The sequence below is a fragment of the Bacillota bacterium genome, from assembly GCA_013178125.1.
Lineage (GTDB): Bacteria > Bacillota > SHA-98 > Ch115 > JABLXJ01 > JABLXL01.
The window spans coordinates 1-15278 of the sequence record JABLXJ010000031.1 but is presented as its reverse complement, the minus strand read 5'-3'; the positions used below and the strand labels follow the sequence as shown (position 1 = coordinate 15278).

The window sequence follows — 15278 nt, the reverse complement described above, 5'->3', positions numbered from 1 at the left end:
GGTTCATCGCCAGCGTGATCACCGAGCTGTTGCTGCTCTTTTCCATACGCTCCTGGCTGCCCATGGGGAGGGCAGGCCGTCCCGCCGCCATCGTCGTCCTGCTCTCCATCGTGGCCTTCGCGCTCACATTAGCCCTGCCGGTGATCCCCTGGACCTGCCGCTTCTTCGAATTCACCCAGCCCACCATGGCCCACTTGGGGCTCATCGTCTCCATCGCCTTTATCTACCTGGCGCTCACGGAGCTCGTGAAGCGCCTGCTCGTCCGCCTCCTGAGCCTGGGGTCTGAGCCTGGGGTCACATCTTCAATCCACGGTCCCCGGTAACATGCTGCCCTCGGGGTCGTGAGGCCCTCGGCACCGTTTCCGGCCCCATCCGCTTCCCCGTTAAGGCCGGGGTGAAGGTTCATATCTGTTGTCATGCATGATCCGCCGTGTAACGTGATCAAGCCGGTTTGGCCCTCAGGACGGAGACCACGACCCCATGCATCGGGTAAGGGCTGTCCTTAAGAACCCGACGGCAGCGGGCGCTTCATATGTTGACGGGTACCGCAGAGTTTAGATTCCACCCAAGATGCGACCCCACCATACGTCCCCAGGTCCGCCTGTAGCAAAGCGAGGAAAAAGTGAAGATACGACCCCATGTTTTGGACGGGCTGGGGCGAGGAAAGCACCACGAAGACATCGGCCGATTGGGGCTCGCCCAGATCCTCGCTCACGCTCACGGTCACGTGCGACCTCTTCTTCACCGGGTGGGTTGTGGTTATGAGGCCCGAAGCGGTCAGGTACTCCAGGGTGCAGACGGTGTCCGTGTCTCCGGGGTTGATGACGCATATGTCTTTAAGGAAGCCCGGCCCCACCCATCCCTCCGCGAAGAAGAGCTTGGTCGAGAGCGACGCCGCTCCCAGGTTGGTCTCGATGAATCCCTCGCCGTAGATGGTGCGCCGCGCCACTACCGGCTGGCTGGAAGTTATCTTGGCCCCCGCCTCGGCGCCCGAGAGGTGCTGGGAGAGGTCGAAGGAGGAGCTGCTCCGGGGCCCGACGGCGAAGCTGGGGCTGGCGATCTCGCCGACCTCGGTGTAGAAAACCACATAAACGTTGGCCTGGACGTTGCCGGGGTTGTCCACGGAGAAGACCGTCTCCCAGCCATCCCCGGCCGCTCCGGCGGCGAAATACCAGGTGGTCGAGGCCTCATGCGCCCCTACAAGGAAGCTCCCCCCGTCGCTTGCCCCGAAGTCCTCGCCGGCCTGGGATACCGCGGGAAGGAGGGAGGAGGCGCCGGCCGCCCGGGCCACGGTGGGAAGGAGGGTGGAGGCGCCGGCCGCCCGGGCCACGGTGGGAAGGAGGGAGGAGGCGCCGGCCGCCCGGGCCACGGTGGGGAGGGATGCGGAAAAGGCTGCTGCGCCGTGTCCCGACGACCCTTGGCTCGGGTTCCCTTGCCCTGGATTCCCTTGGCACAGCACCCCTTGTCTCGGACCCTCGAGGACGCCGTTCTCATGGCCCGTGACCCCGAAAGCGACAGTGGGGCAGAGCATGACCGCGAGCAACAGAGCCGCGAGAAACGCCGACAACACGCAAGACATCAGTGCCTTCATAGCCCGAAACCTCCTTCCATGAACCCGCCGGATGAGCGGTATGCGCTTCCGGATGAGCGATGCGCGCTTTCGGATGAGAGGCGCTCGCCCTCGGTGGGCCCTTCTCGGATGAGCGCGCTCATCCGCCCCAGCCGCACAACATCTGGCTTCACGCAACAACCCCATGATCCCGCAATGTTATCGCAATAGTGTTTATGTTGTTCGCTGACCCACAGGCTGGGCCCTACGAGTGGTTAAAACATTTATGTATAATAGGTTTAAAAAATATAATAACATCCTATTTCTTGGTAATATAAATTATATGTTTATGTTTATTATTATAAATATTATATATATCACTACGATGCTTTAATATAATTTCATCTATCTTTTCTGTAACTTTCGGTAAATCCCATTTATAGTCATGAAATGCTATAACCCCATTGGGAACAAGCCTATTCCATATTAGGTAAAAATCGTTTTCAACATATGTAGGATCATGATTTCCGTCAATAAAGGCAAAGCAAATGTCTGTTGCCGGTATGTGTATGCCTTTCGAGTCACCCTTTATGACTCTTATGTTATAACAATTATTGGTGACCTCTGTAAAAATATCCCATTGAGATTTTCCGTTAAAGTGTTGTAGCGCTCTTTCATATAACGAAGACATCTCAACGTTTTCTGTGTTCATTGTCTTGTCGCATTCTATATTGAATATATCTATCACATATATTAATTTTCGGCTCCGCATTCTTTCTAAGTACTTGGCAAGTTTGAATGCTCCTCCTCCTAAAAAAGTCCCTATTTCAACAATGTCACCTGGACGATGTAATAAACCTTTTCTCTTTATAAATCTGATTAATGTTTCGTATCCTACCAAGTCCGTGCCCGCAGGTGGGCTTGATATTCCATTAACTTTCATAAATATAGAATCCCTTGTACTGAAGAATACATTCACCACATGATTCAGAAATGCATTCAACCTCATAACACACATTCCCTTAATCCTAACATTCTATCGCCCCATGTCATTCAAAGTTTTTCCCGGAATATATTTTAAGTGACCAACTGCTTAGTAGCAAAACACTCAATGCTCACTTTAAATAGCTATTTTTTTCTGGCAACTTAGGTGATATGTATTATGGCTAGTGTAAACGACGGTGTAAAAATGTACCTGATTCGGCGGAATAAAAATGTAGTTGCTTTGCTTGAGCGACGATGGCGATGACATCGCCGGAAGGCGGATAAGAAGAGCGGAAAGAATCCCTCCTTTGGACGAAAGGAGGGATTTCATGTACCGAGAGGAGTGGTGGGTGAACGCCCGAGCCCTGAGGAAGCAGGGGATGAGCTACAAAGACATAGGGCTAGCCCTGGGTATGGACTGGCGGACGGCAAAGAAGCTCTGCTGCTCCGAGGAGATACCCCGGCCCAAGGAAAGGAAGAGGTCCTCCAAGCTCGACGATTTCAAACCATTGATAGACGCCTGGCTGGACATGCGCCCCAAGCTCGAGGCCTCCCTCATCACCTCAAGGCTTCAGGGCCTGGGATACGACGGTTCCTACACCATCGTCAAGGACTATGTGCGGGAGAGGAAACAGCAGATGGCCAACCTGGCGGTGGTGCGCTTCGAGACCGTGCCCGGCTACCAAGCTCAGGCCGACTTCGGAAGGCTGCGGGTGCAGCTCCTCTCCGGTTGGCTCCATATCATCTTCTTGGTCGTCATGCTGGGATTCTCGCGACTGCGGCGCACCACCCTGGTGCCCGATGAGACCAGGACCTCCCTCATCGGCGGGCTCACCGACACCTTTTATGCTATCGGTGGAACGACCTACGAGATCCTCCTGGACAACATGAAGCCGGTGGTCGTCCGCCCCCGCTCGCGGGATGAGGAGGCGGTACTTGCGGAGGAGTGGCTGCGCTTCTGTGCCTACTATGGTATCCAGGCCAATCCCTGTTGGCCCTACCGCGCCCAGACCAAGGGAAAGGTGGAGAGGCTCATCGGTCCAGTGAAGCGCTTCTGCTCCTCCCACACCTTCCTGGACGCCGAGCACCTGGCATCGGAGATCGCCGCCTGGGACCATGGCTACAACTCCCGGGTCCACTCCACCACCGGCCAGGCGCCATATGACCGCTTCGAGCTGGAGCGGCCCCACCTGCTTCCCCTGCCAGAAGAGCCTTTCTTCTACGCCACCTGCGAGGTGCGCAAGGTCTCCCGGGACTGCTTCGTCTCCTTCGAGGGCAACCGTTACTCGGCGCCCGCTGAATATGCCGGCCGGGAGGTAAAGGTGCGCGCCACCCCCACCGAGGTGCATCTTCTTTCCCGCGAGGGGGCCCTCGTCTGCGCCCACAGAAGGAGGGAGCGGGGCCTCGGGGTGACGGTCATGGTGGAGGAACACTATCGCGGGGTCCCCGGGGCGGAGCAGGCCTTCACGCACTTAGAAAGGCTGGCTCACATGGGGCTCTCCCCCTTCGAGGTGGAGAAGAGGGACCTTTCCGTCTACGAGGCGGTGACCGGTGGAGATCACAGATAGCCTCGTCTCTCTGGGCCTGGACGCCACCGCCTCCGGGCTGGAGGAGCTCATCTCACGCGCCACGAAAGAGGGGTGGTCCTTCACCCAGTTCCTCTCCGAGATGCTCGCCCAGGAGCTCTCTTCCCGGGCCAGAAAGAGGGAGGCCATGCTCATGCGCCTCTCCCGTCTTCCCCAGGTAAAGACCCTCTCCTCCTTCGACTTCACCTGCCTCCCCGATCTCGACCCCAAGGTGATATCCGAGCTTTCCAACCTGCGTTTCGTGGAGAACCGGGAGAACGTGCTCCTCCTGGGCCCCCCTGGGGTGGGCAAGACCCATCTGGCCATCGCTTTTGCGGTGGAGGCCATAAAGGCCGGGCATAAAGCCTACTTCACCACCTTAAAGGAGATGATCGAGAGGCTTTCCCGCACCGGCGCCTCGGCTAGAAGCATGCGGGCTTTTTCCTCGCCCTCCCTCCTTGTGATCGACGAGGTGGGTTACCTGCCCATGGGGCCAGCGGAGGCCCACCTCTTCTTTCAGGTGATCTCGGCGAGATACGAGCGAGCATCGGTCATCATCACCTCCAACAAAGGGGTGGGGGAGTGGGGAGAGTACCTCTCAGATTCTACCCTTGCCGCGGCCATTCTGGACCGCTTCCTGCACCATTGCCACGTCATCAATATCAAGGGCGACAGCTATCGGCTGAGAGAACAGTCGAAAACGAAGGCAAAGAGGGCTGGTCAGTCCAAGAAGTGACGTTTACTTGCTCTGCTACCTACAATTTTAAACCGCCGTTTTTGGTACATTTTTATCCCGCCCTTGACAGCTAGCAAGACGTTAATGATTTGAAGCTGAATTAGAAAGGACAGAATAGAAATATCATTCGCAGAAACCTGGCAAGGAACTACTAGATGCTAAAGAACTGGATGGCATGATATATATAAGCACATGAAAACGAGTGGAGCACGGGCTATAAGCAATCTTATTAATTTACTGATAGCGACACTAATAACCGAATCAATCGGCTTTATTGTTGTAGCATACTTAGCAAGAAAGCTAACCACGGTTGGGTTTGGACGTTTGGCTTTCGCACAAGCGATTCTCTCCTACTTTATACTTTTAGGTGACTTTGGTCTCAACCTTTTCGGTACCCGTGAGGTTGCAAGGAATAGAGGGAACATACAGAAGATCGTAAATGGCGTGGTGACTCTCCAAGGTACCCTGTCGACTATTGCTGCAGGGCTAATGGTGCTATTTGCCAGCCTTATTCCTAGACCCCCAGAGGATAAGGCCCTCATCATGCTTTACTCTATCACCATTATCCTCACGGGCATCTCTATTGACTGGGTGTTCAGGGGCCTGGAGCGTATGGCGATTGTGGCCTGTTCACGGATTATCAGGGCTTTGATTTACTCAGGCCTTGTTTTTCTGCTTGTAAGGGAGCAATCGGATATTCTGAAAGTGCCACTTTATGCGATAATAAGTGCGGCTCTAGCTGTTGCGGTCATGGCTGCTATATATATAAAAAAATGCGGCTGGATAAGACCTTATTTTAATGTGGAGTTCTCTAGATATGCCCTCAAGATAGGGATTCCTTTTTTCTTTTCCATCGTCTTGATACGGATATACTACAATCTAGACACGGTAATGCTTGGCTTTATGAAGACCGACGAAATGGTTGGGTTATATAACGCAGCTTATAAGATAATCCTCGTAATCCTAGGTTTAGGAGGCCTTCTGCAGGAAGCACTTTTCCCCCTTTCCGCACGTTATTTCAAAGAATCCCAAGAGAAGCTCAAAATATTATTGAATATCTCAGAAAAGATATATATCACTCTGGCTCTTCCGATTGGTGTAGGTGGAACGTTGTTGGCCAAGCCAATACTCGTACTTATTTATGGGAGTAGTTACGATGGTGCAACCATGCCGTTCCAGATACTCTTATGGACAGTTATCGTTATCTTTTTTACATTGACTTTTGGGCTTGCCCTCATGACTTGTGATCAGGAACGTGTATATATGCTGTGTGTGGGTTGTGGGGCGTTGGTGAATATTGTTCTAAACTTAATGCTGATACCGTCATTCGGAATGGCTGGTGCTGCTATCGCAACGCTTATTTCGGAATCTGTAGTTGCAGTAATTGCCGTATTTCTAGTCAACAAGTTGAGAAGAGCTGTATATATTAATGCGAAGAGTTGCATTTTAAAGCCAGCGATGGCATCAGCTATCATGGGCCTGGCGATCGCTTGGTCGAACCTACATGTTTTGATCAACATCCTTATCGGCGCCGTGGTGTATTGCGTCGCTTTTATATTATTGAAGGGGATAACGAGAGATGATGTTCTGTTGTTCAAACGATATGTCTTAGGCAGGAGCATAGATGGATAAGAGAATCTTAATAATAGGCGCCGGGCCTGCGGGCTTGGGCGCTGGTCTGGCTTTACATGATCTAGGCTATGAGAATTGGAAGATATACGAGAAAGAGGACTATGTCGGCGGGCTTTCTGCCTCTTTCAGGGATGAGATGGGTTTCACTTGGGACCTCGGAGGCCACGTCCTATTCTCCAACGATGAGGCATTCAACGCTATCTTCGAGAGGGTAATGGAGGGCGAGTACCTTGAGCACCAGCGGGAAGCATGGATAAGATACAAAGGGAGCTGGGTCCCCTACCCATTTCAAAATAATCTGAAATATCTGCCCTTGCACGAGCAGTTATTATGCCTGGCGGGCTTAGCGGGTACTAGATTATGGCCAAACCGAAGCGCGGCGGCGGATTTCGAGGAATGGCTGCAACATACTTTCGGCAAGGGAATATGCCGGTCTTTTATGATTCCATACAACCGGAAGGTCTGGAGCTATGACCTGCACGAGATGGGGTATCAGTGGATCTCGCAAAGGGTGAGCGTGCCGAGTTTCTGGCGGCTGGCTGGGAATGTCGCGCTAAGAAGAGACGATATTGATTGGGGCCCCAACAATACCTTCAAGTTTCCGAGCAAGGGAGGAACGGGCAACATTTTTAAACGTATGTCAACAAACATAAAGCACAAGGTAGATTTTGGTAAGAATGTGATTAAAATCAGCGCCGATATGAAGAAGATAACGACTTCAGATGGCCAGGAAGACGGATACGACATTCTGATAAGCACTATGCCCTTGGATGAGCTTGTCTGCGCGCTTGACGAAAAAGATGCAGCGCTGAGTAATGCGGCACAAGGGCTCAAGAGTAACAAGGTGACTGTTGTGGGGGTAGGGGCTAAAAGAACAAACCCCTCTACCAAATGCTGGATGTATTTCGTCGACTCCGGCGTCCCTTTCTACCGTATGACGAACTTTTCGCATTATTCGCCGTTCAACGTTCCTGGGGGCAAGACTGATCATTTCAGCTCGCTTATGTGTGAGACATCCCACGTGGGCGATAAGGGAGAGGATGAGATCGTGGAAAGGACTATCGAGGCGTTGCTGTCAGAGGGATTTCTCCAAGGGGCGGAAGAAGTGGTCTCAATATACGTTAAGACTCTTCCCAAGGCTTACCCGATCCCAACTAAGGACCGAGACACGAGGCTATCTCATATTAAAGCGTTTCTAGATTGTAATGATATCTGTTCGATTGGTAGATTTGGCACCTGGAAATATGAAATAGGGAATATGGACCACGCTGTGATGATGGGCTACAAGACATGCGAGAGAATAATAGGTGAGGAAGTACAATGAGCGAGCAGTATCCGCTTGTAAGTATAATTATTCCAAATTGGAATGGAGCTGAACACTTAGATGATTTACTAGATTCAATTTCAAGACTCAATTATCCAACAAAATCAATTGAAATTACTATTGTTGACAATGCTTCTACTGATGGATCTCAAAATATAATACGAAATAGATTTCAAATAATGCAACAACAAGGATGGCACGCACTGAGATTGATAGAAAACGAGAGAAACTTAGGTGCCCCCGCGGCTTACAATCAAGCAATAAATGCCAGCACGCCAGATTGTATTTTTTACTTGAAGCTGGACAATGACATAATAATCGATAGAGACTGCCTAAAAAAGATGGTTAACGTGATGATTATGGACGAAAAGATTGGAGCTGTTGGTCCGAAAATTTACTATTTCAACGATAGGAATATGTTAAATTTTGCAGGCGGAACATTCGACAAGCTGACCTGTAACACCAAACATATAGGGAACGGAGAAATCGATAGGGGGCAATATGACGAAAATAGAGAAGTAGATTTCTTGACTGGCTGTGTGACTTTGATATCAAGGCGATGTTTAGAGGATGTTGGTATGTTCGACGAGAAATACTATTGGTATTATGATGAATTAGATTTTCTATATAGGGCGAAGAAAAAGGGCTGGAAAATATTATATATACCAATTAAAGGAGCATGGCATAAAATAGAAAACAGGAAAAAACAAATGTCATTGCTTGGTTCCTACTACTTTACTAGAAACAGATTATACTTTGCATGGAACAATTGTCGGCCTTTTTTCATACCGGTGCTTGTTGCGTCGCTACGATATTCAATATTGCCACATTTATTGAAAATGAGGTGGGAATATCTCAAGATGAACGCAATTGCCTATAATGACTTTTTCAGAGGAAGAATGGGAGAAAAATAGTATATTAAACATCACTTCAAGCTTATTAATATTGCGCCCTTTTCCTGCTTATGAGTAGCAAGAAAAAGAAAGGTATAATTATAAGCCCAAACAGCCCAGAAACCATTGCGGAAATAGATCTCGTCGTATCTACTAAGTAGGGCGAAGATATTAGAAGGAACACAATGCCACCAGCTCTAGTTACAGCGTCTTCGCTGGCTATACAAAAACATTGGAAGAATCTAAGGAGAATGCCAAAGAGAAACATTCCTACGATAATTCCTGGAAGGTGAAAATTGAGCCAAAAATCGCCAACAGTCGTGTATCCAGCACCGCCTCTCCCTGATAATCTGCTCATACCAAGATATTTTTCGTAGAATTCTCCCTCAAGACTTGTTTCCGGCTTAGAAGGCCATAAGAATCTCGGGATAGGTGCAAGAAAACCCAATAAGAATGTCTTACCATATTGAAACTCCCAAATATCTGGCGTGTTTGCAATAAGTATAGATAAAGAATCCAGCCCCGTACCTGTTCTTCTCGACAGGTTATCAAAGAAATAGCTCAAATCATTTCTGTCTTTATTTGGTAAGGACCCAATTGCTATTCCTCTATATATATCAACAGCCATTTCTAGACGCTCTGATGGACTCTTTGAAAAAAACGAAGAGCCTAGATAACCTTTATAAATAGACATAACCGGAAACAAGAGAATAAATAGAAGGACTGTAATTACTGCCAATATCCAAAAACCCTTTCCTTTGATAATTGATCCTATACTCCCTTTCGTTAGAAGAAGATAGAAAACCACATAGAGGAAGACAAAAGCTAGAGCCCATCTCATGCCGAGGATGAAATAGCTTGCCGCAAAGATTAACAAGCAGAAGGCACACCAGGCGATTCGGAACATAGAGGCACGATTAGCATCTTGGAATAAGATAATTAAGGTCGAAATGAGGCCTAAGGTCCCGATTTGTGAAGGAATTGAACTCAAGTTTGTAGTGAGATAGGAAGTGGAAAAGGAGACTAGAGAGGCCACTAACATACTTATAGCCCCTATAATGGAGAAAAGATAAAGGCCTGCTGTAGAAAAATCCCGATCGAATATATAATGCCCCCAGCTCTCTGCTTTCAAGAAGGTGTTCTTAACATGAAATCCAAGCAAGAAAAAGCCGAGGCCCAATAAAGCATAAAGCATGGCCTGAATTAGACTGTTATCGTCCAAGTAATAGGGTGCGTTATTTATGGCTGAATGCGAAGATAAGACTATTCCCCGAAGTGAGAAATTAAGCATAAAAAAGACAACATAAAGAATGCCCAGAAAGTTATGTCTCATCCCTCCGAACTTCTTCTGTTCCAATAGATATGAAAAGACTAATAATGCAGAAAAAATAGAAATAAATAACAACGAAGAGCTTGAAGGTTCAAATACGTATCGTAAGAAAATAGCAGCTATTACTGAAATGATCCATAAAATTATAAACATCTAAGTGAGTAACTCCTCGTACAATTGGCAATACCGCCGAGCAACAGATTTCCATGAATACTTATCAACCATCAGCTTTCTTGCGTTGAGACCAATGCTAATTCGAGTAGCGTTATCTTCAACTAATTTAACAACATGATCAGTAAAAGTCTCAATATTTGAGATTATGCAATGAGAGTGGTTTTTAACAGCAAGGGCTTCAAAAGCTTCTCGGGTACCGATAACCGGAAGCCCACAAGCCATAGCCTCAAGAACCTTATTCTTAATACCGGCTCCGGAGAATATGGGAGCCAAATAGATATCAGCTTGTGACAATTTTTCCACAATATTGTCTATGTAACCATGCACTTCTAACCAGGGAAAATCAATGCCTTGAAGTATATTTTCTGCACCAATCCCAAAGATTTGAATAACAAAACCATTATTTCCTAGGAATGCTGAAAGTCTAGGACCAATTCTATCAATTATAAATCGTGCAGCCTCAATATTAGCATAATTTCCAATAAAGTCACCGTGAAAAGCAAGTATGGGCTTTTCATTTTTCTTCAATATATTTTTCGGAGTAAAAAGCGATGAGTTAACACCATTTGGTATTACCAATTGTCTTATCTCTGCCGATAGATTTGCTGACTTTCTGTCTCTTTCTGAAAAAAACACAACAATCTGATAATAAGGATACACGGACTGTTCGTATCGTATAAAGCGCGAAGAAACAAGATGGTGATACATATTTAATGGAAACTTCTTTCTTCTAGCATAACTCTTATGAATAAGGGAGAATGAGTCGCCGCACGTAAGGATTTTTGGAACTTGAGAAATATCTTTCAAGCTATGAGCTAGATTTGCGCTCCACAAGTGAATTATGTCCACCTTCCCTCTGCTTACTAGCTCAGCCGCAACTTCACATATTCTGTGACCAACAGCATGAGTGGTATAGTAGACGCCTGGGGGAAGGCTTGAAGCAAGGCCTCGCAAACGCTGCCAATGAGTTAAGGGAACCAGGCATTTAACGCCGGTTACCTCATCTAGGCATGACCAGGTACTCGTTAAGTATTCATTACGGTTGTTATCATCGTCTTCGTAGTCAAGGTAATAGACCATACTTATTGTGATCCATTTATCCAAATTATTCAAAATGTTGTTTATATAAATGTTTCCACCATGCAAGGGGGGCCCTGGATAGCGTGAGATAAAAAGCACTCTTATCATAATACTATCAACCTCTGTCCTATTGTTAACAGAATAAGACCATCTCGTGCAAAGGGCAAATCTATTGACGTCAACCAGATTATCCCTTCGCATTGATCTACTTGTAAAAGTCACGAGCTTTCCGGACAGTGCCCCCGTCCCTTCGGGTCTCCGGCACGTCCTTAAGCTACCTTCTTCACCTCCTTATCATCATCAGCTTTCTTCCCCTTGTCCACTTCCTTTTTCCCTTTACTGAAGGTCTCGTATGGTTTTCTACCCAGGTTGCGATAGCCCCGGTGCGGCCGCTCGTAGTTGTAGTGCTTGAGCCAGGCGTCGAGATCTATCTGCAGCTCGTCAACCGAGGCATAGGACTTCTTGCGGAAAGCCTCGCGGAAAAACTCGTCCAGCACCGTTCTGTGGAATCTCTCCACGAAACCGTTGGTGCGGGGGGTTCCCACCCGGGTGAAGCGATGCTCGATGTCGTGGAGGGAAAGCAGCAGCTCATAGGGGTGTTCATCGAGCCTGCCCTTGTACTCCTTGCCGTTGTCTGTGAGCATCGCGTTCACCACGATTCCCTCACCAGCAAAGAAGGGCAGGACCCGGTCGAATACGATATCCGCCGCGGTGATGGCGATCTTCGCCGTATACAGCTTGGCGAAGGCAAAGGATGAGTAGGTGTCCACCACCGCCTGCATGTACAGCCTGCCTACGCCCTTGAGCGTGCCCACGTAGAAGGTGTCCTGGCTGAGCAGATAGCCTGGATACAGCGTCTCTATGTGCCGCTCGGCGAACTCCGGGTTGTGCTTCTCCAGTAGCTTTATCTGCTCTTCGGTGAGGGCGAACCCTTTCTTTGCCGACCTCTTCTCCAGCTCAAGCATTCGCTTGTATCTCGTCTCCAGGTCATTGCGCACCCAGATGTTGCGCACTGTAGTGGCGCCTAAGACCACTCCTCGCATGATCATCTCGTCCCGCACCCTCATCTGCCCCCAGGCGGGGTGCTCGATGGAGAGGTCTATGACCTTGGCTTCGATCTCCTCCGCCACCTTGTGGGGGACGGATACGGGGATGGAAGGCCTGTCTAGCAGCGCTTCTAATCCCCCGGTCTGAAAGGCTCTCTTGATCTCGTAGAACTGGGATCTGGAATATCCCATGATCTTGCAGGCCTTGCTCACGTTCCCCAGTTCTGCGGCCAGCTGTAGCATGGACAACTTCCTCTGTGCTACCTTTTCCTTAGCAGTCATCACAGTCTCCTTTCGGTACGCTTGACGGTCCTTACACATCCTGTCAATTGTACCCAAAGGGACGGGGTGACTGCTTTGCTATCTAGGAGGGTGAGTGTCCGGTAAGCTAGTGACTTCCATGAAAGGCGCCTGTCAATATTATTTTCCGAGATAGGACACTCCGGTCATACTTCCATCGGTGCCTGGCTCAAATGAGCCATCACATCTTAACCATTGGACCCTTGGTTCCCTAAACTAATACAGAGGCCTTAAAGCCTAGTCACAAGAGAGGGCAACCGGGTCCCAAAGATATCTATCGAATCTCATAGAGGCGATCCTCATTCCAGACATGCCAGATGATCTCGGCGAGCTTCCTGGCCGTAGCGATCTGGGCTTCCTTTACACCCTTGCGTTTCTTGAGTTTTTCATAGAAGGTCCTCAGTTGCGGCGATACTCGAATAGCCCCAGTGACAGCCTCAACCAGTGCCCAGCGTAGATATTTGTTCCCCTGCTTGGTTATCCTGCCATGATAGGTCCTCTCGCCGGAGGAGTGGGTGGAGGGGATAAGGCCGGCGTATGAGGCGAACTTCTTGGGGGTGGGGAACCGGCTCATGTCCTCGACCTCGTATCTGATCAAGATGGAGAAATATTTACCGATGCCAGGTATGCTGCGCAGGCGGAATACCACGGGGTCTTTTCGCGCTATCTCCTCCAGCAGGCTCTCCGTGTTCCCGATACGACTGGTTACTTCATGCAGTAGCACAAGATCCTCTCTGAATATGGCGTCATCGGGATATGGAAGCTCGAGCGCCTGAAGCCATGCCATGCCGCGGGTGCCGAAAAGATCGGTGAGCTTAGGCTTTTCTATCTCGTGCTGCATAAGAAGTGCGTGAATCCTGTTCTTGAGCATGGTTCTCAGCTTGACTAAGAACATCCTCTGGCGGAGCACCCTCTTCACCGCCCTGTTTTCTCTGGAGAAGGCGAAGGCCGGTGGAATCAAGTTGCTACGGAGCAGCTGTGCCAGGATCTCGGAATCTATCTTGTCGTTCTTTATTCTTGCTTCCGCGATAGCCCTCAGTTTCTGGGGATGAGCTAAGAATACCTCATCCACCAACTCATCCAGCCAGTCGTACATCCGACCCCAGTTGTAGCCTGCCTCAAGCACGGCCTGCTTCGGTTCATCATAGCGGGATATTATTCTTGCTAGCTCTTCTCTGTTGCTGGGTATCCTTTTGCTCAGGACGACGCTTCCCTCTTGGTCACAGATTGTCAGGTGAGATGATGTGCTGTGGTGGTCAACTCCGATGCTAAGCATCCTGTGTGCCTCCTTTCATAAACCCTTCCTACGTTTTAAGGATTTATCGTTCACACAGGCGCTTTCATGTTAACTAATACACATGAACTACTTGAGGAGATTCTTGGTCACGGATATAAATAATAGTTGTGTAGAGTTATTCACTATAGGATTGGCCATTAGTGAATTCAGAGAAAGGTGAGAAGGATTGTGACGCCGGAAGAAGCAAGGATGCTCGTCAGCAAAGATTTCCCTTTCAAAGAATATATTGAGCATCAAAGAGAAGCAGAGTTGAATATTGCGATAACTGTGCTGAGCTATTTGAAACCAGGTTCTAAGATCTTAGATTTTGGTTCTGGGCCTTGTGATAAAGTAGCAATCCTTCAATACCTAGGTTTCCAATGTTCTGCTTGCGATGATTTACAAGATGAATGGCACAGAGAATCGGATAACAAAGAAAAGATAATTTCATTTGCAAGAAATATCGGTATTGATTTTAGATTAATAGAAAATGAGATGATTCCATTTAAGGATGAATGCTATTTCGATATGATAATGATCCATCATGTACTCGAACACTTCCATAATTCGCCACGGAAAGTTCTCACTGGTCTACTTAGGCTTGCCAAATCGGAGGGGATATTGTTCGTCACTATTCCTAATGCGGTAAATATCAGAAAGCGAATTGCTGTGATGTTCGGAAGAACTAATATGCCACGTTATGAAGATTATTATTGGCATGGTGGTTATTATAGAGGGCATGTTCGAGAGTATGTAAGAGACGATTTAGTCAAGCTCTCTAAATATCTTGACTTGGAAATATTAGAGCTTCGAGGAGTTGATCACATGATACAAAGACTGCCATCGACCATCAGGCCAATGTATTCATTCGTCACAAGCATTTTCCCAGGGTGGAAAGATACATGGCTGCTTGTCGCTAAGAAGGGCATTGGCTGGAAGCATAACAAGCAGTTATCCTAGGTCAAGTTTGTTATTGATTTTATGTAGCGATCAAGAATATAAAGATCTCAGATTATGGAGTTGAAATACGACCTAGAGATAATGGCATATGCTGAGATACTATCAAGTAAGGGATGTGGTTGAGCTGGAGAAGAACTATGTCTGGAAATAACAGTATCGCAATCCTTGGGGGCTTCAGGCTGTATAAATTCAGGAATAGATATTCAATAAATTACTGGCATTATGTCTATATAAATTTCCTTAGCAATCGTTTTAGAGAAGTATACCTGATTGCACCTACACTAGAAGTGGAATCACAAATAGAAGATGGACTTGCCCCGTTTCTGTTGACACCTCAAATTGTGGCAGCGGCCATCTCCGCTGCCTCTTCAGTTTCCGTAAGCATTCTTTCATACTCCGCCGGGCTCTTGTAGTCCAGAGCTGAATGCC

The 15278-nt window shown here is 48.3% G+C and carries 15 protein-coding genes; 6 read left to right on the top strand and 9 right to left on the bottom strand.

All coding sequences use genetic code 11. From position 1 onward, the window contains the following. The 5 genes from HPY71_14555 to HPY71_14535 form a co-directional block, all read right to left on the bottom strand. Positions 1-214: hypothetical protein (locus tag HPY71_14555; protein ID NPV54713.1), on the bottom strand; the 214-nt coding region annotated here is incomplete at its 3' end. 9 nt (positions 215-223) lie between these two features. After that, positions 224-418, bottom strand: coding sequence for a hypothetical protein (locus HPY71_14550; GenBank protein NPV54712.1), 195 nt, complete (start codon positions 416-418; stop codon positions 224-226). Between the two features lie 84 nt (positions 419-502). Next, positions 503-1591, bottom strand: coding sequence for a hypothetical protein (locus tag HPY71_14545; GenBank protein NPV54711.1), 1089 nt, complete (start codon positions 1589-1591; stop codon positions 503-505). Beyond that, entirely contained in the window at positions 1588-1743 is a 156-nt protein-coding gene (locus HPY71_14540) for a hypothetical protein (GenBank protein NPV54710.1), read from the bottom strand. Before HPY71_14540 ends, HPY71_14545 begins: the two co-directional genes overlap by 4 nt. Before the next feature lie 125 nt (positions 1744-1868). After that, the gene (locus HPY71_14535; GenBank protein NPV54709.1) at positions 1869-2492 is read right to left on the bottom strand and encodes a class I SAM-dependent methyltransferase; all 624 of its coding nucleotides are present in this window, start codon (positions 2490-2492) and stop codon (positions 1869-1871) included. A gap of 349 nt (positions 2493-2841) precedes the next feature. On the opposite strand from HPY71_14535, the gene HPY71_14530 reads away from it, so the two are divergent. The 5 genes from HPY71_14530 (at position 2842) to HPY71_14510 (ending at position 8704) form a co-directional block, all read left to right on the top strand. Then, complete coding sequence (locus tag HPY71_14530; protein NPV54708.1) at positions 2842-4101, top strand: IS21 family transposase; 1260 nt, start codon at positions 2842-2844, stop codon at positions 4099-4101. A gap of 100 nt (positions 4102-4201) precedes the next feature. Continuing rightward, positions 4202-4834, top strand: a complete 633-nt coding sequence (locus tag HPY71_14525) for an ATP-binding protein (protein ID NPV54707.1) — start codon at positions 4202-4204, stop codon at positions 4832-4834. Positions 4835-5026: 192 nt separating this feature from the next. Further along, positions 5027-6466 carry a flippase gene (locus HPY71_14520; GenBank protein ID NPV54706.1) on the top strand — a complete coding sequence of 480 codons (1440 nt, stop codon included), beginning with the start codon at positions 5027-5029 and terminating at the stop codon, positions 6464-6466. Then, complete coding sequence (locus HPY71_14515; GenBank protein ID NPV54705.1) at positions 6459-7790, top strand: NAD(P)-binding protein; 1332 nt, start codon at positions 6459-6461, stop codon at positions 7788-7790. The genes HPY71_14520 and HPY71_14515 overlap by 8 nt, the downstream gene beginning before the upstream one ends. Continuing rightward, positions 7787-8704: a glycosyltransferase family 2 protein gene (locus HPY71_14510; GenBank protein ID NPV54704.1), complete on the top strand. Its 918-nt coding sequence runs from the start codon at positions 7787-7789 to the stop codon at positions 8702-8704. The genes HPY71_14515 and HPY71_14510 overlap by 4 nt, the downstream gene beginning before the upstream one ends. A 25-nt stretch (positions 8705-8729) precedes the next feature. On the opposite strand, the gene HPY71_14505 is transcribed toward HPY71_14510, so the two are convergent. From HPY71_14505 to HPY71_14490, 4 genes are all read right to left on the bottom strand, one after another. Continuing rightward, positions 8730-10166, bottom strand: coding sequence for a hypothetical protein (locus HPY71_14505; protein ID NPV54703.1), 1437 nt, complete (start codon positions 10164-10166; stop codon positions 8730-8732). Beyond that, positions 10167-11375: a glycosyltransferase gene (locus HPY71_14500; protein ID NPV54702.1), complete on the bottom strand. Its 1209-nt coding sequence runs from the start codon at positions 11373-11375 to the stop codon at positions 10167-10169. A gap of 161 nt (positions 11376-11536) precedes the next feature. Beyond that, on the bottom strand, positions 11537-12595 hold the full coding sequence (locus HPY71_14495; protein ID NPV54701.1) for an IS481 family transposase: 1059 nt from the start codon (positions 12593-12595) through the stop codon (positions 11537-11539). A 292-nt stretch (positions 12596-12887) separates the two neighbouring features. After that, positions 12888-13889, bottom strand: a complete 1002-nt coding sequence (locus tag HPY71_14490) for an IS110 family transposase (protein ID NPV54700.1) — start codon at positions 13887-13889, stop codon at positions 12888-12890. 189 nt (positions 13890-14078) lie between these two features. Between HPY71_14490 and HPY71_14485 the strand changes: the two genes are divergently transcribed. Further along, positions 14079-14849 carry a methyltransferase domain-containing protein gene (locus HPY71_14485; GenBank protein NPV54699.1) on the top strand — a complete coding sequence of 257 codons (771 nt, stop codon included), beginning with the start codon at positions 14079-14081 and terminating at the stop codon, positions 14847-14849. Positions 14850-15278: the final 429 nt, after the last annotated feature.

Bases quoted from the DNA above. Each gene is read 5' to 3' on its own strand.
- HPY71_14550 (NPV54712.1), bottom strand. From the start codon at position 418: ATGACAACAGATATGAACCTTCACCCCGGCCTTAACGGGGAAGCGGAT.
- HPY71_14545 (NPV54711.1), bottom strand. From the start codon at position 1,591: ATGAAGGCACTGATGTCTTGCGTGTTGTCGGCGTTTCTCGCGGCTCTG.
- HPY71_14535 (NPV54709.1), bottom strand. From the start codon at position 2,492: ATGAAAGTTAATGGAATATCAAGCCCACCTGCGGGCACGGACTTGGTA.
- HPY71_14525 (NPV54707.1), top strand. From the start codon at position 4,202: ATGCTCGCCCAGGAGCTCTCTTCCCGGGCCAGAAAGAGGGAGGCCATG.
- HPY71_14520 (NPV54706.1), top strand. From the start codon at position 5,027: ATGAAAACGAGTGGAGCACGGGCTATAAGCAATCTTATTAATTTACTG.
- HPY71_14515 (NPV54705.1), top strand. From the start codon at position 6,459: ATGGATAAGAGAATCTTAATAATAGGCGCCGGGCCTGCGGGCTTGGGC.
- HPY71_14510 (NPV54704.1), top strand. From the start codon at position 7,787: ATGAGCGAGCAGTATCCGCTTGTAAGTATAATTATTCCAAATTGGAAT.
- HPY71_14505 (NPV54703.1), bottom strand. From the start codon at position 10,166: ATGTTTATAATTTTATGGATCATTTCAGTAATAGCTGCTATTTTCTTA.
- HPY71_14500 (NPV54702.1), bottom strand. From the start codon at position 11,375: ATGATAAGAGTGCTTTTTATCTCACGCTATCCAGGGCCCCCCTTGCAT.
- HPY71_14495 (NPV54701.1), bottom strand. From the start codon at position 12,595: ATGACTGCTAAGGAAAAGGTAGCACAGAGGAAGTTGTCCATGCTACAG.
- HPY71_14490 (NPV54700.1), bottom strand. From the start codon at position 13,889: ATGCTTAGCATCGGAGTTGACCACCACAGCACATCATCTCACCTGACA.